The 18,267-nt window shown below is 64.7% G+C and carries 18 protein-coding genes; 6 read left to right on the forward strand and 12 right to left on the reverse strand.

What is annotated here, in order from left to right; all coding sequences use genetic code 11:
- Positions 1 to 57: 57 nt before the first annotated feature.
- The 6 genes from THIARS_RS05180 to THIARS_RS05205 all read right to left on the reverse strand — a co-directional run bounded on the left by THIARS_RS05180 (position 58) and on the right by THIARS_RS05205 (position 5,844).
- The gene (locus THIARS_RS05180; protein ID WP_222423031.1) at positions 58 to 1,128 is read right to left on the reverse strand and encodes an ABC transporter permease; all 1,071 of its coding nucleotides are present in this window, start codon (positions 1,126 to 1,128) and stop codon (positions 58 to 60) included.
- 33 nt (positions 1,129 to 1,161) lie between these two features.
- Positions 1,162 to 1,677, reverse strand: coding sequence for an ABC transporter permease family protein (locus tag THIARS_RS05185; RefSeq protein ID WP_094159762.1), 516 nt, complete (start codon positions 1,675 to 1,677; stop codon positions 1,162 to 1,164).
- A gap of 39 nt (positions 1,678 to 1,716) precedes the next feature.
- On the reverse strand, positions 1,717 to 2,799 hold the full coding sequence (locus THIARS_RS05190; RefSeq protein WP_094159763.1) for an ABC transporter substrate-binding protein: 1,083 nt from the start codon (positions 2,797 to 2,799) through the stop codon (positions 1,717 to 1,719).
- Positions 2,732 to 3,793, reverse strand: a complete 1,062-nt coding sequence (locus THIARS_RS05195; RefSeq protein ID WP_094159764.1) for an ABC transporter ATP-binding protein — start codon at positions 3,791 to 3,793, stop codon at positions 2,732 to 2,734. Before THIARS_RS05195 ends, THIARS_RS05190 begins: the two co-directional genes overlap by 68 nt.
- Positions 3,794 to 3,804: 11 nt before the next feature.
- A complete protein-coding gene (locus tag THIARS_RS05200) occupies positions 3,805 to 5,124 on the reverse strand; it encodes an OprD family outer membrane porin (protein WP_186436576.1) in 1,320 nt (439 codons plus the stop codon).
- Positions 5,125 to 5,424: 300 nt separating this feature from the next.
- On the reverse strand, positions 5,425 to 5,844 hold the full coding sequence (locus THIARS_RS05205; RefSeq protein WP_013123627.1) for a tautomerase family protein: 420 nt from the start codon (positions 5,842 to 5,844) through the stop codon (positions 5,425 to 5,427).
- Between the two features lie 96 nt (positions 5,845 to 5,940).
- On the opposite strand from THIARS_RS05205, the gene THIARS_RS05210 reads away from it, so the two are divergent.
- Positions 5,941 to 6,879: a LysR family transcriptional regulator gene (locus THIARS_RS05210; RefSeq protein WP_094159766.1), complete on the forward strand. Its 939-nt coding sequence runs from the start codon at positions 5,941 to 5,943 to the stop codon at positions 6,877 to 6,879.
- A gap of 29 nt (positions 6,880 to 6,908) precedes the next feature.
- On the opposite strand, the gene THIARS_RS05215 is transcribed toward THIARS_RS05210, so the two are convergent.
- Positions 6,909 to 7,769 carry an AraC family transcriptional regulator gene (locus THIARS_RS05215; protein WP_094159767.1) on the reverse strand — a complete coding sequence of 287 codons (861 nt, stop codon included), beginning with the start codon at positions 7,767 to 7,769 and terminating at the stop codon, positions 6,909 to 6,911.
- Between the two features lie 954 nt (positions 7,770 to 8,723).
- On the opposite strand from THIARS_RS05215, the gene THIARS_RS05225 reads away from it, so the two are divergent.
- The gene (locus tag THIARS_RS05225; RefSeq protein WP_013123623.1) at positions 8,724 to 9,644 is read left to right on the forward strand and encodes a LysR substrate-binding domain-containing protein; all 921 of its coding nucleotides are present in this window, start codon (positions 8,724 to 8,726) and stop codon (positions 9,642 to 9,644) included.
- Positions 9,645 to 9,893: 249 nt separating this feature from the next.
- Here THIARS_RS05225 and THIARS_RS05230 read toward each other — a convergent pair whose 3' ends face one another.
- Positions 9,894 to 10,775 carry a LysR substrate-binding domain-containing protein gene (locus tag THIARS_RS05230; protein ID WP_013123622.1) on the reverse strand — a complete coding sequence of 294 codons (882 nt, stop codon included), beginning with the start codon at positions 10,773 to 10,775 and terminating at the stop codon, positions 9,894 to 9,896.
- A 111-nt stretch (positions 10,776 to 10,886) separates the two neighbouring features.
- Between THIARS_RS05230 and THIARS_RS05235 the strand changes: the two genes are divergently transcribed.
- Positions 10,887 to 11,387 (forward strand): YybH family protein, encoded by a 501-nt coding sequence (locus THIARS_RS05235; protein ID WP_013123621.1) that lies wholly within the window; start codon positions 10,887 to 10,889, stop codon positions 11,385 to 11,387.
- A 125-nt stretch (positions 11,388 to 11,512) separates the two neighbouring features.
- A complete protein-coding gene (locus THIARS_RS05240; protein ID WP_013123620.1) occupies positions 11,513 to 12,688 on the forward strand; it encodes a YbfB/YjiJ family MFS transporter in 1,176 nt (391 codons plus the stop codon).
- Between the two features lie 40 nt (positions 12,689 to 12,728).
- Here the strand turns inward: THIARS_RS05240 and THIARS_RS05245 are convergent, their stop codons facing one another.
- A complete protein-coding gene (locus THIARS_RS05245; RefSeq protein WP_094159768.1) occupies positions 12,729 to 13,466 on the reverse strand; it encodes an ArsR/SmtB family transcription factor in 738 nt (245 codons plus the stop codon).
- A 135-nt stretch (positions 13,467 to 13,601) separates the two neighbouring features.
- On the opposite strand from THIARS_RS05245, the gene THIARS_RS05250 reads away from it, so the two are divergent.
- Positions 13,602 to 14,942, forward strand: coding sequence for an MFS transporter (locus tag THIARS_RS05250; protein ID WP_013123618.1), 1,341 nt, complete (start codon positions 13,602 to 13,604; stop codon positions 14,940 to 14,942).
- Between the two features lie 36 nt (positions 14,943 to 14,978).
- On the opposite strand, the gene THIARS_RS05255 is transcribed toward THIARS_RS05250, so the two are convergent.
- Positions 14,979 to 15,386 carry a winged helix-turn-helix transcriptional regulator gene (locus tag THIARS_RS05255; RefSeq protein ID WP_013123617.1) on the reverse strand — a complete coding sequence of 136 codons (408 nt, stop codon included), beginning with the start codon at positions 15,384 to 15,386 and terminating at the stop codon, positions 14,979 to 14,981.
- 119 nt (positions 15,387 to 15,505) lie between these two features.
- Between THIARS_RS05255 and THIARS_RS05260 the strand changes: the two genes are divergently transcribed.
- On the forward strand, positions 15,506 to 16,537 hold the full coding sequence (locus THIARS_RS05260; RefSeq protein ID WP_094159769.1) for a zinc-binding alcohol dehydrogenase family protein: 1,032 nt from the start codon (positions 15,506 to 15,508) through the stop codon (positions 16,535 to 16,537).
- On the opposite strand, the gene THIARS_RS05265 is transcribed toward THIARS_RS05260, so the two are convergent.
- Together THIARS_RS05265 and THIARS_RS05270 are read right to left on the reverse strand one after the other, a co-directional pair.
- Positions 16,524 to 17,672 carry an MFS transporter gene (locus THIARS_RS05265; RefSeq protein WP_094159770.1) on the reverse strand — a complete coding sequence of 383 codons (1,149 nt, stop codon included), beginning with the start codon at positions 17,670 to 17,672 and terminating at the stop codon, positions 16,524 to 16,526. The two genes, THIARS_RS05260 and THIARS_RS05265, sit on opposite strands and share 14 nt — an antisense overlap.
- A gap of 136 nt (positions 17,673 to 17,808) precedes the next feature.
- A complete protein-coding gene (locus tag THIARS_RS05270) occupies positions 17,809 to 18,207 on the reverse strand; it encodes a carboxymuconolactone decarboxylase family protein (protein WP_094159771.1) in 399 nt (132 codons plus the stop codon).
- Positions 18,208 to 18,267 lie beyond the last annotated feature (60 nt).

The following is an 18,267-nucleotide window of genomic DNA, read 5'->3' on the forward strand; positions in this document are numbered from 1 at the left end:
GCGAACGACAAATTCGGTGGATTTTCCCTACTGCTTCGGTCGAAGACCAAAGGCGCTCTATTTTGCAGACGCGGACGCCTCCGCGGAACGAGTCGTAGACAAGCCTTGAACCACGCCACGCACCGCGATGAGTACGAGCAGCGTCGACGCAATGCCCACGACCGCCAAGGCCATGCCGTCGTTGACATTCCCCTGATCGAACTGCGCATAGACATAGGTCGAGATCACCTGAGTGCCAGGGGGCTGCAACAGAATCGATGCGGCAAGTTCGCGCATGCAGAACGCAAACAGAACCGCGCCGCCTGCGAGAACATGCGGCCAGGCCAGCGGCAGATGGATCTGAGTCAACACCCGGGGCGGTCGGGCGCCGTGCACGCTTGCCGCCTGGCTCAGACCGACCGGAACCTGCTGCAAACCACTCGCGGCATAGCGCAGGGCATAGGGGAGCGTGAGCGCCAGATAGGCCAGGCCGATGATGGGCACATGACCATAGATCGGCAGCGGGTTGCCCGGGGCGTTCCAGAACAGGATCAAACCTGTCGCCATCACCACGCCGGGAATCGCCTGTGGCGCATAGCCCAGCACCTCCAGGAATCTTCGGGTGCGCTCAGGAAACCGCTGAAGGATGAACAGGCCGGTCACCGCCAGCGCCATACCTGCCACGCTCGTGCCGACGGACAGACCGATGCTGGTTTGCAAGGCCGCGAGCCCGCCATCGCCCGGTGTGAGCACCTGCGCAAAATGCTTCCAGGTCCAATTGCCTGAAGCCAAACCGTTGGTGACGGCCTTCTGCAGGGCCGTTACGCCGATGGCCCCCAGCGGCAGGCCTGTGGCGATGACGGCGAACAGCAGCGGCGGCAAGGCGCACCAGCGCCGCGTCTTCACCGCTCGCCTTTGTGCCGACGTCGCGGTCATCCGGGTCAGGGGCAAGGCGAGTAGCCAGATCAGCAGGGCCAGTGTGCCCAGGAGCAAACCGATGCCCGCAGCCCGAGGCAGGTTGACCGGCCAGACGTCGAGCGCCTGCTCCACCGCCACACTGAGCACCTGAACGCCCGCCATATCACCGAGCACCTTGGGCACGCCAAATTCTTCAGTGCTGGCGAGGAACACCAGCAAGGTCGCGGCCAACAACGCAGGAGCTACTCCTGGTCGATAGGCCATTCAGCGCGCACGCAGTGGCGATGCGCCATGAACCTGGGCCGTCTCGATGAGGCGATGATCGACGCCACGAAGCGCCGCGCTGGCCATGACATAGACCAGCGGCGTCAAGTGCAGGGCCATGACGATCGCCATGCCAGGCAGGGCGTACAGCAGCTTGGCAAGCGCCAGTCCACCATGACCGAGAACCTGGTTCCACAGGCCCACCGGCCCTGCGATCAGCGACCACGCCACCGCGGTGAGGTAGGGCGGCATGAGGAAGGAGCCGAGGAGCAGCGGCTCGAGCCCTTGTTGCCAGCGGACCGGCGTCGCCTCCACGAGGCCTGCGAGCAGGGCACCGGCGATCAGTGACAGCGCGGCCGTGAGCGCGGCCAGTTCGAGGGTGGCAAGCAGGTTGGCGAAGAGGTCGTGACCCAGCAGGGTACGCCAGCTCTGTCCGTGGGTAAGCGGAGTTGCCGCCTCGAAGAGCAGAGCCGCAACGGGAGCCAGGATCAGCAGGGCAAACGTGCCGAGCAGCAAGATCTCCGCAGTTCGGCGAAATGATCGTCCGCTCTGCATTCACCGCCCAAGGATCTGATGACTGAACCGGGCCAGAACGGTCTTGCGCTGCTGCGTCAATGCGGCCCAGTCCACCGGCAGCACATGGGAGAGGGCCGAATCGGGCCAGACCGGCGCGGGAGGCACACTGGAAACCGCTGGAAGCAGCAGCGATTTCGCCACATCGGCCTGGCCCGCTGGGGACATCGCGAAGTCGACAAAGCGCTCAGCCGCCGCCGCTTGGTGGCTGCTCTTCATGACGATGATCGGACGGGGAATGAGCAGCACCCCGCTGCTGGGAATGATGAGATCAAGGCTGTTGCCGGCAAGCTTGGCCTTGAGGGCGGTATGGCCGACTCCTGCCACCATGACGCTGCGTTCACCCATTTCCACCGGGCGCAAGGCGCTGGCATTGGGGCCGGGCCAGATGCAACCATTGGCTTTGAGGGCATCGAGCCAGGCCCAGCCTTTTTGGCCCTCATGCGCGGCGTAGGCGATGACAAAGTCAGAGGCGGTGCCCGAGAGCGTGGGGTCAGGCATGGTGAGCTGGCCCCTCCATTTCGCGTTGGTGAGATCGGCCCAATCCTGCGGCGCCTGTTTGTCACCGACCAAGTGGGTATTGACGACCAGACCGACCACGTCGGCGCCCACGGGCAGGAAGGGGCCGGGCGCATTGACCTGGGGACGTAGGGTCTTGAGGATCGCGTCTGGCCGGTACGGCAGCACCAGACCTTGATTGGCCAGGGCGAGTCCCGCCGTCCAGTCCGCGAGAATGACCACATCCGCGTGAGGCTGGGCAGCTTCAGCAGCCAATCGCGCCATGATCTTCCCGGTACTGGCGGTGTAAAGATCCACATGCTGACCACTTTGTTTGGCATATCCAGCAGCCAGCGCTTTGGCCAGCGAGGCGGGAGCGCTGCTGTAGACCACGAGATCGGCGGCGTTCGCCATACGGGCAAAGAACGCAGTGAGGACGAGTGCGAAGGCAAAAAGGAGTTTGTGTTTCATGGCAGACGAATGAGAAAGGACGAAAGGCTCAGGCGGGATGGTTGTCGGCGGGGAGGAGCCAGCAGTGCTCCGAAACGAGGTCGATGGACACCGCATCCTGGGACAGATCGTGCGGGCTGGTGCCCTGGATGCGATCGCCGTTAGGGTGTTCGACTTCAACGTGGAAGAGCCCAGCTTCAAAGCGGCGCTTGTGCACCCGCCAGGCGCCTTCTCGGGCGTGGATGCGAACCGACTCGGGACGAAGCAGCAGACGTGCGGGCCCGCTACGCAGCGAGTGATGGGACGGGGCGTGCCAGGCCCTGCCGTCGAAGGCGAAGCGAGCGAGATCGTTCTCCTCAATGAGATCGACGTTGACCGGCACACTCCGAAAACTGCCGGTCAGTCCGGCCACGATCTCACTGGACGGCTCGCGGTACACCGTCGCTGGCGTGCTCCACTGCACGATGCGCCCCTGCTCGAGAACGGCCACATGCCGCCCGAGGGCAAACGCCTCGGAGGGATCGTGCGTGACATGGAGCGCGGTCGTGCGCGTCTCGCCAAACAGGGTCTGCAGATAGCTTCGAAGTTCCTCGCGAGTCGGGCCGTCGACGGCGGACAGCGGTTCGTCGAGCAGCACCAAGCGGGGCCGGGCCGCCAGCGCCCGGCAAATGGCCACGCGTTGCCGTTGACCGCCGGACAAGGTGGCGGGCTTGCGTCGGCCATGCCCGGCCAGACCCACGCGATCCAGCAACTCCTCGGCCCATCGGTGATCGACCGGCAGTTTGCGTGCGCGCAAGGGGAACAGGATGTTGTCGATCACGTCGAGATGCGGCCAGAGATTAGCCTCCTGAAACACCATGCCCAGACCGCGCTGATGCGGCGGACGCTCGATCGACTGGGTTGGATCGCAGACCGTTTCGCCATCGATCGAGATCTGCCCCGCATGGGGGTGGACAAACCCTGCAATCGCCGCGAGCAGGGTGCTCTTGCCAGATCCGGATCGTCCCAGGAGACAGGCATAGTCGCCCGGCTCCAGATCGAACTGAATGTCACGCAGAACGGGCTGACCTCCGTAGTCCGCCTGCAGCCCACGGATGCGCAATGCTGTCATGCCTGCTGCTCTCAGAATCGGTATTGCAGCATCAGGCGGTTGTAGACCAGCGAGCGATAGGCCGAAGAAGACGCCCCATTGCTGATCGCCAGGCGCTCACGAATGGACAGCCCCTTGAGCTTGCCACTCAAGGCATAGGTGGCATCGAAATAGACGGCATGTGGATTGCCGCTGTAGGTTGTGTGGAACTTCAGTGCGGCCACTTTCAGCTTGAGCTGATGGTCGAGGAAACTTCGGCTGTAGGCCAGCTCGGTGGCATCTCCCGGCCCATAGGCCAGCAGGTCGATGTTCATCACTGCCGCGTACATCGCGGTGTCATCGCCGTAGGGCGAAACGATGGAGCCGCCGCCAAAGGCGTTGGCGTGATCTTCCAGCTTGTTGTAGGCCAAGGAGACATTGTTGCCCGAGAACTTGACGCCGCCGCGCAAGCCCCAGAGCGTGGAATCGACCGCTCCGCCTTTGCCAAACAGCGTTGCCTTGTACTTCTGAAACATCGAGCCGCCCGTCTGATGCATGAACTGCGCATCGACGTAGGGGGCGAAAGCGTCGTGGGCTTTGCCGAAAGCGTAGCCGCCATTCAGATAGGTGCTGCGCGCAAAGTCGGTGTAGTCATAGAACCAGGCCTCCCCATGAATGGGGCCAGAGTGATAGCGTGCGCCGATCACGCTGGTGCCGCTGGCTTCGGGAAGTACGGTTTTCTTAGGAAACACCGTGGTTGTGCCGTACAGCTCATCGTCTTCGTAGCCGTTGGGGTAGTAGAGGTTGTCGTGCGTGAAACCATCGGAGGTCCGGCTCTTGAAGGCGTTGATGCGCGTGGCCATCAACTGCAAACCTTTCATGGGCGCGATCGAGGCCCATACCCCCTGGAAGGTCTGGGGGATCATCCGGGAGTCCCGCGCCCCCATCCAGGGTGTGTTGATGATCTGACGCCCGGCGCGAATCAGTGCGCCGTCACGCGCGTATTGGACATAGGCCTGTCCGACCGTGGTCAGTGAGGACTTGGCGCCCATCAGTGTGGTCTCGTGCGCCTTGTCTCCAGCCGGGAAGGTTTCGATGGCATTGGCGTTGTAGACGCTCAGCCCGAGTCCGAAACCCCCGAGAAAGGGATCTGTGGTGATGTTGAGGCCTTCGCCTAGGGCCGAGGATCGCTGATCCGGCTTGGTCGGTGCGCCGTAGTTCTTGTTGAAACCATAGAGGCGCACAAATCCCGAAACATGAAAGAAGCTCGCTGGTGATGCGGCCTGGGACGGCGTTGGCAGGCTGAGTACCGAAGCGGCACTGAGGGCCAGAGCCAACAAGGGCTTGCGAAAGGTGAAGGGATGGGTCGTCATTTCAGGGATGTTGGTGTTATGAACCCGGCCGAGCATTCGTGGCTGACCGTAAAGGGTTTCATGCTACTGAACAGAAATGACGAAACGATGAAATTAATTTTTTGTCACTAAACGTTTCGCTCGGTTGCAGTTATGCCCGTTATTTTCACTCGTATAGTCCTCCAGCAGTTTCGGTGGAAGCGGGGTCACTTCAGCGGTGGCTCGATAGCACCGCTGATCGTTGGCGCCATGCGGTGGGTCGGCATCAGGGTGTCGTGGGCGTGGCGCTGAAGGCCGCCAGGAACAGCGGCAGCTATAGGATCAAGGGCCGTTGGGGGCGGAACCCAAGTCCAAGGCCTGATAGTGTCTGTCCTGCGTGACGCCGCCGTAACCATAGGCGGTCGCACGACAGTCGATGACATGGATATTCGAATGCGGGTGCACATTGCCGATCCAGGTCGAGAGCGCTTGGAATGCCTCGCGCTGAAAGATGGCCTTCTCGTCCCGCGTATTGGTTTCGTCCGTGACGGTCACTTCCAGGCGGAAGGCATTGCGCCCCAACTCTTGCAGCGACTGATCTGCGATGAACCAATCGGCATGGGGGACGTAGCGCACGAGGACAGAGGTACGCCTCAGATCCTTGCGCAACAGTTTGCAGGCGAGTGCGCCAATCCTCTTGCTCAGATCGCGGCTCAGTTCAGGGTCAGGGCTTCCAGAAAGATGCAGGGTGATGAAGGGCATGGGGCAGTTCCGAATCGTGAAGGGATGCCCGCAGGTTAGAAGGAATCCATTCACATCAAAAGCGGGAACTTATGATGGCATCCATCGGATAAGCCGATGGATGCCATGCACTATTTCGACATTACTCTCCTCCAGGCACTCATTGCCGTTGCCGACGCGGGCAGTCTTACTGCGGCGGCCCCGCGACTGTGCCGCTCACAATCGGCCGTCAGCGAACAAATCCGTAAGTTGGAGGAGCACTGCGGCGCGCTCTTGTTTCATCGGGGCAAGAAGGGAATCTCCCTGACGCCCGCAGGACAACGTCTACTCGGGCATGCCCGTCAGCTGGTGGCCCAGCACGAATGTGTTTATCAGGAGATGCGGGGTATGCAGCTGGCAGGCGACCTGCGTCTAGCGATCACCGACTACTTCCGCCCCACAGTCATTGCACAGCTGCTGCGCCAGGTTCGCATGCGATACCCGCACCTCCGCTTGCATGTTTCGATCCGAAAGAGCGAAATCATCGAAAGCGGACAGGCGGACACAGACTTCGACATTGGCCTATCCATGCGCATACTGGACAGCCACGCGGCGCGCAGGTCGCAAACGTCGAAGGCGAAACGTCTGCACGTGCTGCGTGAACCCTTGGCATGGATTGCCGAACCTTCTTGGGTACACGAAGGTGGCAAACCTTTGCCCCTGGTCGTTCTCCCCGAGACCTGTGCCCTTCAGCAGTTCATTGTGCGCACGCTGCACGCCAATCGCATGCCATACTTTATCGCCCATAGTGCCTCCGGCGTTCTTGGCTTGCAGCTCGCTCTGGCGGCAGGGCTTGGCATCTCCTGTCTGAATGCATCGGCCATTCCAGCCGGAATGCGCCGGATGGACCCATCTGCGGATTGCCCCTTGCCGGATTTGCCCGATGTCGAGTTCAGCTTGTGCGTGCCCCATGAAAAGGCCGATGCGCTGGTGGAGGGCACGTTGTCCGTCTTGCGGGCCGCGTTTTCGGGGGACGCCTCCAGCGCGACGGCACAGACCAGTCCGAACTGGACCTGATGCAGCCAAAGGCTGCCCGTCCCAGCTCATCACACCAGCGGCACGTAGATATCGGTTTGCCAGTCTTCCATGGGCGTTTCCGGATAGACGCTCAGGTAGTGGAAGAACAGCGGATGATCGCGCAACTCCTCGCCGCTGCCCGGAAGCCAGTCGCGGTAGATCGGATAAATGCTCTCGCCGATATGGTCAGGTGACCCGACATGGCGGATGACCGCACATCGTCCGCCGGGAATGATGTCCTCGCAGACGCCCACACTGTTGGGCGCGACAGGCTCCTGCATTTCCCCGCAGATCGCAAAGCGAAACGAGTCCGGCGGCGTGGTCTCGGGATTGCTGTAGGGAATGCCGAAGGTGCGACTGGACGCCACGGGCGATTGCCCGGACTGCATGCGCCACTCAATGAACTGACGCACGCTTGCGTTGAGCAGGCCGGGCGCACCGTGGTGTTCCAGCTTGGCAATGCGCGTCTCGGTGAAATCGATGATCTGAACTTGCATAGACAGCTTCCTTGAAAGGTGAGGGATGACGAAAGACGCACTCCAGACCTGCCAACTGGGACGACGACGGAACTGACTGGGTGTCAGCCCGAATGCCCGCTTGAACGCCCGGCTGAAGGCCTCGGGGCTGTCAAACCCGGCATCGAGCGCGGCGTCGAGGACGGTGCAGCGCTTTTGCGAGGCCAGGCGTCGCGCGGCGCCGCGCAAACGCATCATCTGCACATAGCGCGCGACCGGCACCCCCACATAGCCCGTGAATTGGCGGTGAAAGTGATAGGCCGAGAAGCTGGCAACCCGACTCAACACCGCCACGGACAGATCGCCGTCCAGATGGGCATCGATGTGGGCGAGCACAGCGTCAAAGCGCTTCGCGTAGGCGGTGTGGGCGGGCATAGTCTGGCTGGAGTGGTGAGCGATATGGGGTCGCAGGCACCCAAGGCTCTGCGCCTAGCCAGCCTTGCGGAATTCGAATTCTTTATGCGGCACGAACTGCAGACATGATGGCATAACGATTTGCGAGCGCTGTGGCTCACAGGGGCAGTTGCCATGAAGGCTCTGCCATAGAGCCCACGTGCCCAAGCGGTTGGCACGATTAGACGTGCCGTCATGAGCGTTTAGACGGGTTCACCGTGCTATCTGTTGTCTTTACTGGCGATGCGCATGGGCAGGATGGGGTGGCCCCTGATGATTCGTTTACCGATTGATGCAGGTCTATTGGGAAGTGCGACGCCGAATCCAGTTCTGAGCCCGTTGATTCGAAGTGCCGAGTCTGAGCGTTGTCAGCGAAGCGTCCCCCGTTGGACGGCAATTTTTGTTCATGGAGCGCGCGATGTCGCGCCCGCTCAGCAAGAGCATTGCGCAGCTGTCCGCCCATTCCAAATCCGGGCCAGATCATGTGTCGCCCCTGACCGGATTGGGAGAGGTGGACGCACACCTCCTCACGGATTTTCGCCACCACGGCAACGCCAATTTGCCGGGGCGAGTGGGGTCCTGGCCGCGCTGAGTTCCTGACGCGAACTTCCTTGGCCGCAGCTCTCGAGCGATGATTTTGATGTCCATTCAAGATGTCCTGGGAGGATGGTGAAGAGTCTCTGGTGATGATCAAGACAAGCACCAGCCTGGGTGAGCTGCAGGCACAATTTATGGAACCATCCCAGCGTTCTCAAATGAACAAATCTCTTGCCGGATGAAATGAAATCACCCACCTTTCGGGGCGCATCCGGGCTCCTGATACCTCTACCATTGAGGTCCAAACGGGCCCGGCGAATTTGCGCCGCTTCTACAGCAGCGAGCGACAGGATGCAGTGAACCGGATCCAAGCGCTTCCTTCGTTTCCTGAATGTCAGCGTGTTCTCAAAAATTCCCTTGACGGCGTTGCGGGCCTTCGAATCCGCGGCGAGATTGGGCAGCTTCAAGACGGCGGCCAGCGAACTTGCCGTCACGCCGACGGCGATCTCGCATCAGATCAAAACCCTCGAGACCTGGCTGGGTTTGCTGCTGTTTGAACGCAAGCCGTCAGGCGTAAGCCTGACGCTGAGCGGCCAACAACTCTATGCCGCCAGTCATGAGGCATTTCGGCGGCTCGGCGATGCGCTCGAAGCCATCCAACCAGTAGCGCCGGGAGAGACTCTGGTGCTGACCACGACGCCGTCATTCGCCGCCGCGTGGCTGATCCCGCGGTTGGAACGATTCCACGAGCGGTTCCCGCATCTTCATATCGCGGTGGAAACGAGCGACACCGTGGTCGATCTGGAGCGCGAAGCGAGGGTGGATCTGGCCATTCGCTGCAGTTCCGAGCGCTATCCGGCACTCGTCAATCAGGAGCTTTTTGACGAGTACTTCGGGGCGTTCGCGTCCCCCGATTTCGATGAAGACCGCCCTAGCGGACGGCTTGAACTGATCGCCGTGCGCTGGGACACCTCGACTCCAAACACTGAATCCGTGACATGGCAAGCCTGGTGCGAGCGGGCAGGAAAACAGGACTGGTTGCGGCGGTCGGTTTTACGCCACTTTGACGACGAACACTACGCCTTGCAAGCCGTCTTGCATGGGCGGGGTGCCGTACTTGCGAGCTCCGTGCTTGTGAATGACCAAGTCATGGCGGGAGCGCTTCGACCTGTTCTGCCGTCGGTCCGCCTCCCTGGAGATCGCTACGTGGCTTTGTGCAGGCCAGGGCGGGAGCGCGTAACGCCCATCCGCGAGTTTCTGGACTGGCTTGAAGAAGAAGCCAGCGCGACGCGCGTCGGGCTTCTCAATAGGGGGAGTTGAAGGGTGGGTCGGGTGAACAGGGTCCGACTGACACAGTCATGATGCGGCTTCGATCAGCATCTCGCTGCTCGGTGTGAACCCGATGGAATGCGGCATGGTGGATTCGCCATTAGTTTCCGGCGCGATCCGCGGCGCACGGACAGAACTGCAACGCGCGGTACTGGCGCTACAGCCCGGATAGGCGCGGGTTTGCCGCGGGCAGCGCGGCTCGATCCCGCGCAAACCCTGCGAAGCACCGTGCAGCGGCGCTCAGGCGGCGCTACTCGCGCCCGCATCGACGCGCAGGGCTTCGACCAGTCGCGTCAGCGCCGGGGTGTGCAAGGCGCGCGGCGTCACCAGCAGGGTTTGCAGCCGCGCCACGCGCTTGGGCACCGCGGCCACGGCCAGCGCCTCGCGCTGCGGGTAGATCGCCAGCACCGAGCGCGGGATCAGGCACACGCCGACACCGCTCGCCGCGGCCGCGAGCAAGGCGTGATACGAAGCGAATTCGAGCATGCGCGCCGGCACCACGCGCAACGTCTGCAGCCACTGCTCGAAACGACGGCGGTAGGCACAGCCCTGGCCATAAAACACCAGCACGGTCTTGCCGTCGAGAAGTTTGGGACTGGCCAGGGAGGGGTTGTCGCGCGCGCCGACCAGCACCAGTTCCTCGCGATACAGCGGCACGCTCGCGTAGCGTGCAGCGTCCACGGCCTCGCCGACGATGACCGCATCCAGCGCGCCGGCTTGCACGCGGGCGATCAATTCGCGCGAGGGCGCGGTCTGCAGTTCGACCATGACCTCGGGATGACGGCGATGGAACTCCGCCAGCGGCAACGGCAAGCGGCTCGCGGCCACGCTTTCCATTGCGCCCAGCCGCAGTCGTCCGCCGATGCCGTCCTGGCGCACCGCGGCACGGGCGGCCTCGGCGAGGTCGAGCAGGCGCCCGGCATAGCCCAGCAGCGCATCGCCGGCCGCAGTCAGACGCAGTACGCGCCCCTCGCGTTCGAACAGCGCCACGCCCAGCGAGGTTTCCAACTGGCGGATGCGCGCGGTGATGCTCGATTGCGCGCGGTGCAGGCGCAACGCCGCGCGGCCGATTCCGCCGGCGTCGACCACGGCTTGAAAGGCTTCCAGTTCACGCAAATCCATGATCGCTTCTTCCGATGTGTTTGTTCTGAATTATTCGCTTTTATAGCTGAATTCCGGCACCTAGCATGGTGTCAACCCTGCAAGACATCGGGTCGAAGAAAGGAAGCAGCCATGCCAACATCGCAGATGCTGTCGCGAACCTACGGCCGCGGCGCAGCCGACCGTCGAATCGAGGCGCGTGAGCCATCCCTTGAGGGCGCGCGTGCCGCGCTCGAATGTTTCTACTTCGCCTTCAACCAGCGCTCGCTGGACGCATTGGAGGCCGTATGGGCGCCAGGTACGCTGATCTCGCTGGACAATCCGCTGGGCGGGATCATGCGCGGGCTCGACGACATCCGCGCGCTGTACCGGCGCATCTTCAGCGGCCCCGCGCAGGTGTGGGTGGAGCTCCACGATGTCGTCGAATATGTGGGCGATGACACCGTCGTGTTCGCGGGTCGCGAGCGAGGCGAATTCACGCGTGACGGTCGCACGGTACCCCTGGCGATACGAACCAGTCGCGTGTTCCAGTATTTCGGTGGCCCACTCGGCTGGCGGCAGGTACACCATCATGGATCGATCGATGACCCCGAGGCGTTGGCGCGGTACCAGCAGGCTGTCCGGGGGGCATGATCGACGCGCGTGCACCTTGACTCCGCCCTGGCAATGAGCGGACCAACCAACGGGTTGCGGCGACGGTCCGCTGCGCGGCACGCCGCTGAACCAGAGCATTCTGCAATTCCCCTGTGGACACCTCCATGAACACCCCTCTGCGCAATGCCCTGACCGGCATGACCGTGCTCGCCATCGGCATCGGCATCGGCCGGTTTCTGCTCACGCCGCTGCTGCCGATCATGCAGGCCGATGCCGGGCTGAGTCTGGTCGGGGGCGGCTGGCTGGCCTCGGTGAACAATATCGGCTATCTGGCCGGGGCCTTGCTGTGCACCGTGGTGGCCTTGCCGCAGCGGCAGGTGCTGCGCTGGGGACTGGTGGCGATTGCGCTGTCCACCGCGGGCATGGGACTTGCCCATGGCATGGTGCCGTGGCTGGCCTGGCGCCTGCTGGCAGGCGTCGCGGCGGCGGTGCTGATGGTGCACGGCATCGCCTGGAGCATGCGTCGCGTATCCGCACCGGTGGCGCATCCTCTGCTCGAAGCACTGGTGTTCACCGGCCCCGGCGTCGGCATCGTGGCGAGCGGCGTGGTGGTGGCTGGATTGCAGCCCCTCAGGGTGGGTTCGGCGGCGAGCTGGATCGGCTTCGGTCTGGCCTGCGCCGGGGTGATGGCGCTGCTCTGGCGCACGCTGGGCCATGCGCCCGAAGCAACCTCGGCACAGGCCGACGCGGCAAGCCCGGCGCAGCCCATGGGGCCGGCCTGGGCACTGATCGCCGCCTATGGCCTGTTCGGTTTTGGCTATGTCATCCCCGCCACCTTTCTGCCGGTCATCGCCGGCGAGCATCTGCACCTGCCCGCGCTGCGCGAGTGGTTCTGGCCGCTGTACGGTGCGGCGACCGTCGTTCTGACCCTGCTGTTACCGCGCCTTCTGCGGCACATCGACAACCGCTCCGTTCTGGCGGGTGCTTTTGTTGCGATGATTGCGGGCACCACGCTGATTCTGGTCTGGCCGAGCATTCTCGGCCTTGCGCTGGCGACCGTGTTGACCGGCAGCATGCTCATGCCCATCCCCATGGTGGTGATGCGCGAGGCGCGGCTGCTGATGCCGCATGACCACACCCGCCTAGTCGCCGCGCTGACCGCCGCGTTCGGCGTCGGGCAGATCGTCGGGCCGCTGACGGCGGCATGGCTGGCTGCGCGGCAGCACAGCTTCGATGCGCCGCTGTTGCTGGCGGCGCTGGCGCTCCTCGTCGCGGCCACTCTTGCCCTGGTGCGGACGCGCGGTGCCAGGATTCCCACGGCCCGCAGTGTGGGCGAGTAACAGACTCCTGCTGCCGTCGATGCGTGAGCGCCGGCGGCGGTCAGCGCGGTGACTCGGGTCGGGCGCCCGCTCGATGCGTCGACACGGATTCGGCGTCGCCTGGCCAGGTGATTCCAAGCCAGTCGCGCAACCCGCGCCCGCCTGTTTCCGTCACGCTCACCGCGCGGCTGTCGAGGTGATGCCGCACCCAGCCGAGTTCCAGGCATCGGCGATAGATCGCCACGCCAACGGGGCCGCTCAAATGATGGCGGCGCTCGCTCCAGTCGATGCAGGTCTTGCTCACCGGCTGGTGGCGCAGGGCGCGCGTGTCGAGGCCGAAGTCTTCCAGCAAGTGGATGCCACTGGGGCTGAAGCGGGCGAGGTCGTCTTCGATGTGCAGGCCGTCACGCGCGATCAGCGCATCGCAGATCGAAACCCCCAGCCGCCCGGCGAGGTGGCTGTAGCAGGTGCGCCCGGCCTGCAGCAGCGGATCGACGCGCGAGCTTGCCGCGCGCGCCGGGTTCTGCGCCGCCACCAGCATCAACGATTCCAGCAGCGCCGCCACCTGCGCCGAGGCCAGCCGGTAGTAGCGGTGGCGGCCCTGCTGCTTCGCCTCCAGCAGACCCGCCTCGCGCAGCGCGCCGAGATGCCCGCTGGTGGTGGCCGCGCTCACCCCGGCACAGGCCGCCAATTCGCCCGCAGGCAGCGCCCGGCCATCGCCCAACGCCAGCAGCATGCTGGCGCGCGCGGGTTCGCCCACCAGCGCGGCGATGCGGGCGATGTCGATGTCGTGGGTCATGGTGTGTCTCCGGCGGCATGCGGTTGGCGATGCCGTGATTGTGGCCGCAACACGCGCGGCACACTTCGGTGCGCGCCGAAGCATGGCGCATGCGTATCGCCGATGATGGCGGCATCGCCACTCGATTCCGATGCCATGACCAACGCCCATGCTGCACCCACCGATCGCCGCGTCATCCTGCTCATTCTCTGCCTGGCCGTGCTCATCGCCCAGGTGGACACCTCGGTGGTCAACCTCGCGGTGCATGCCATCGGCGTCGGCCTGCACGCGCCGCTGCCCGCGCTGCAATGGGTGGTGGACGGCTACAACCTGAGCTATGCCGCGCTGTTGATGACCGGCGGCACCCTGGCCGATCTGCTCGGGCGGCGGCGCGTGCTGATGGCGGGCGCGGCGGTGTTCGTGCTGGGTTCCTTGCTCGCTGGGCTGGCGCCGAATATCACCGCGCTGATTGCCGGGCGCGTGCTGGCGGGCATCGGCGCAGCCATGCTGCTGCCCGCCAGCCTGGCGCTGATCCGCGTGATCTGGGCCGACCCGCACGAGCGCGCCCATGCCATCGGCGTGTGGGCCGGGACCAATGGCGCGGCGCTGGCCATCGGCCCGACGCTGGGCGGCTGGCTGATCCAGACGGTGGGCTGGCGCAGCGTGTTTCTGCTGATCGTGCCCATCGGCCTGGCGGTGCTGCTGTGGGCGCCGCGCGCCATCCCCGAGTCGCGCGATGCGCAGGGGCGGCGCGTCGATCTGCCGGGGCAGTGGTTCGGCGGCGTGCTGCTGGCTGCGCTGGCGGTGGCCGCCATCGTGCACCGTCTGCTGCTGCCCGCCGTGGCGGTGTCACTGCTGGCCGCGCTGCTGTTCGTGCGTGCTGAACGGCGTGCGGGAGCGGGCGCGATGATTCCGCTGCCGCTGCTGCGCAACACACGGCTGGCCGCGGTGAACGGCGTGGCCGCGGCGATGACCTTCGGCATGTACGGCGTGCTGTTCCTGCTGCCGCTGAACTGGCTGCGCGGGGGCGTGCTCGACGCCACCGGCGCCGGCCTGGCGCTGCTGCCGATGTCGCTGGCCTTCGTCGCGCTGTCGCACCGCTCCGGGCCGTGGAGCAAGCGCTACGGCACGCACCGACTGATCGCGGGCGGCATGGCGCTGATCGGCGCGGGCATCGCCGTACTGGCGTGTTCACATGCGGGACAAAACCTGTGGCTGGCCGAAGCCGGCCTGTTGCTCACCGGCGTGGGCATGGCGCTGAACACCGGCCCGGTGCTGGCCAGCGCCGTGGCGGCGGTGGAGCCCGCCCGCGCCGGCACCGCTTCGGCCATGATCAACACCGCGCGCATGATCGGCGCCACGCTGGGCGTGGGCGTGCTGGGCAGCGTGTTCGCGGCAGGCGCGACGATGACGACGGGCTTCACCGTGGCGATGGCGCTCGGCGCGGTGGTGGTGTTCGCGGGCGCGCTGCTGGCCATGTCGATGCGCGCGGGATAGAGACACTGGCTCGCATGTGGCCAGTGCCGCCCTGAATCAGACAGCGCCGACACGCGCCGCATCGAGCAACCTGCTTGGCGCATCGGGCCGCTCAGGCACAACGGCCGGTGGATTGCTTTCGAGCGCGATGTGCGCATCTCCCCACGCCTTCAGCGCCGCCATCACCGGTTGCAGGCTGCGGCCGCGCGCGGTGAGGCTGTATTCGACCTTGGGCGGCACCTGCGCATACACCTTGCGCGCGATCAGGCCGTCGGTCTCCAGCTCGCGCAACTGGTTGGTCAGCATGCGCTGGGTGACGTTGGGCAGACGGCGGCGCAGTTCATTGAAGCGCAGCGTGCCGTCCAGCAAGTGGTACAGCACCACGCCCTTCCACTTGCCGTCGATCAGGCTAAGCGTGGCTTCCACCACGCAGCCAGGGCTGCAATCCAGGCGGCGATGGCGCATGCGCGGCATACAGTATTCTTTTTAACACTATGTGCACAGTGTGTGTGTACTTGTTCAACAGCATGGTAAGCACTACGGTTCTCCTGCGCAATCCGCCGCATTCAAACCAGGAGAACCTCATGCGTGCCATCGGCTATCAAACCCCGCTGCCCATCGACGCTGCCACGTCGCTCGTCGACATCGAACTGCCCGACCCCCAGCCGAGCGGCCACGATGTGCTGGTGGCCGTCGAAGCCATTTCAGTGAACCCCGTCGACGTGAAAGTGCGCGCCAGCAGCGCACCACCCGCGGGCGAGTGGAAGGTGCTGGGCTGGGACGCCGCGGGCACCGTGCTGGCCACCGGCCCCGAGGCCACGCGCTTGCGCCCCGGCGACCGCGTGTACTACGCCGGCGACATCACCCGGCCGGGCAGTGACTCCGCGCTGCATTGCGTGGACGAACGCCTCGTCGGCCACATGCCCGCCAGCCTCGACTTTGCCGAAGCCGCGGCGCTGCCGCTCACCGCGATCACCGCCTGGGAGGTGCTGTTCGACCGGCTGGACGTGCGCAAGCCCGTGCCCGGCGCCGCGTCCGCGCTGCTCATCATCGGCGGCGCGGGCGGGGTGGGCTCCATCGCCACGCAACTTGCGCGGCAACTGGCCGGACTCACCGTCATCGCCACCGCCTCGCGCCCCGAAACGCGCGACTGGGTGCAGCGCATGGGCGCCCATCACATCCTCGATCACAGCCAGCCGCTGGCACCGCAGCTGCAGGCCCTCGGCCTGGGCGCACCCGCCTTCGTGTTCAGCACCACGCAGACGCAGCGGCATCTAGCCGACATCGCCGAACTCATCGCGCCGCAAGGCCGCTTCGCGCTGATCGACGACCCCAAGCAGCTCGACATCATGGCGTTCAAGCGCAAGAGCGTGTCCGTCCACTGGGAGTTCATGTTCACCCGCTCGATGTTCGCCACCGCGGACTTGGCTGAGCAGGGTCGCCTGCTCGACGAGGTGGCACGGCTCGTGGATGCAGGCCAGCTCAAAACCACGCTCAACACCCGCCTCGGCCCGATCGACGCCGCCACGCTCAAGCGCGCGCACGCGCTGGTGGAGACGGGCCGCAGCATCGGCAAGGTGGTGGTGGAGGGCTGGGAGTCGATCAGAACGAAGTGATGGAATCAAACGACCGGGCGTACTCCACCACCAAACCTAGCCCCGCAAACAGGGCACCGCACAGCACCACGGCCAGCCAGCCGCCCACGTCCCAGGCCAGACTGGCGATCAACGAACCGATGGCGCCACCACCAAAGTACGCGCTCATGTACACCGCATTGATGCGGCTGCGGGCTTCACCAGGTAAGGCGTGAATCGTGGCGAGATTGGCAATGTGCGCGCCTTGGCAGCCTGCATCGATGGCGAGGCAGCCGATGATCAGCCCCCAGACACCCTGCATGGCGAACGCTGCCGCCCCCCATGAAAGCAGCATCGTCACCAGTGCCGCCAGCCGCACCCGGCGCGCACCGCCCGGGCGATCGGACCAGCGCCCCGCGAATGCGGCGGAGGATGCCCCGGCGATGCCCAGCAAACCGAACGCGCCGACTACCGCCGGGCCATAGCCATAGGCCGGGCCTTGCAATACAGGGGTCAGCCCGACCCAGAACACGCTGAAACTGCCGAAGAACAGCGCGCCCGTCAACGCCGCGAAACGCAGTTCGCGATGCCGGACGAACTGACCCAGCGTCGAGGTCATCAGCGCGACATATCCCTGCGTTTCTTCCACCTGCGCGGGCAGCCGTGGCAGCACGCGCCACAGCATCATCCACGTCGCGGCGCTTGAGGCGGCACCGAAGGCGAACGCCCACCGCCAGTTCGCCCACTGTGCAATACCGCCTGCAATCACCCGTCCACCGAGAATGCCGATCATCAGTCCGCTCATCACAATGCCAATCGCTTTGCCGCGCGAAGGAGTCGGCGTGACATGCGCCACCAACGGAATGATCTGCTGAATGATCGAGGACAACAGCCCGACGGCCAACATCGCGAAGGCCAGCCAGAGCACGGAAGGTGCGGCAGCGGCGGCCAGCAAGGCCAAAGGCAGCAGCGCGCCCAGACCCAAAATGAGACGATGCCGGGCATGCCGGTCGCCCAAGGGACCCAGGAACAGCAAACCACCGGCGTATCCGATCTGCACCGCCGACGGCACCACGCCGACCTCCGCGATGCTTGCATGAAACGTCGCCGCGAACTGCTGCAACAAGGGCTGCGCGTAGTAAAGATTGGCGACCGTGACCGCGCAGGCCAGGGCCATGAACAGGGCGAAGTGCTTTGACAGCCCACGATGGGTGTCCGGGGCTGGAGCTGAGTGCGCTGTGATCACGACATCCTCAAGTGACGGTAAGAAAGAGAAATAGCGCCCCGATCTGTGATCAGCCAGAAGGCGCTGCTCAGGGGGCCAGTCCAATCTGAACGCGCTCGGCCAGAACCTCCTTCAACGCCATGATGCCGTTGAGCGCGGCGGGAAATCCGGCATAGACGGCCATCTGAATCAGCACCTCGACCACCTCCTCGCGGCTGCAGCCGACGTTGAGCGCCCCATGCAGATGCACCTTGAGTTGCGGCTGCGCGGTGCCGAGCGCGGTGAGCGCGGCGACGGTGGCGATCTCGCGCTCCTTCAAGCTGAGAACGCCCCTTGCATACACATCACCGAAGCCGAACTCGATGACGTAGCGCGCCAGATCGGGCGCGACCTCCTGCAGGGAGGCGATGACGCGCTCGCCGGCTTCGCCGTCGATGGTCTTGAGCAGATTCCAGCCACGCGCGTAGCGTTCAGAGGTTTCAGGCATGTCGTGCACTCCATTGCGGGATGACGGCCATTGTGGTGCCGCGCGCTATGCTCGTGAAGA

The organism is Thiomonas delicata (assembly GCF_900088825.1).
Lineage (GTDB): Bacteria > Pseudomonadota > Gammaproteobacteria > Burkholderiales > Burkholderiaceae_C > Thiomonas_A > Thiomonas_A delicata.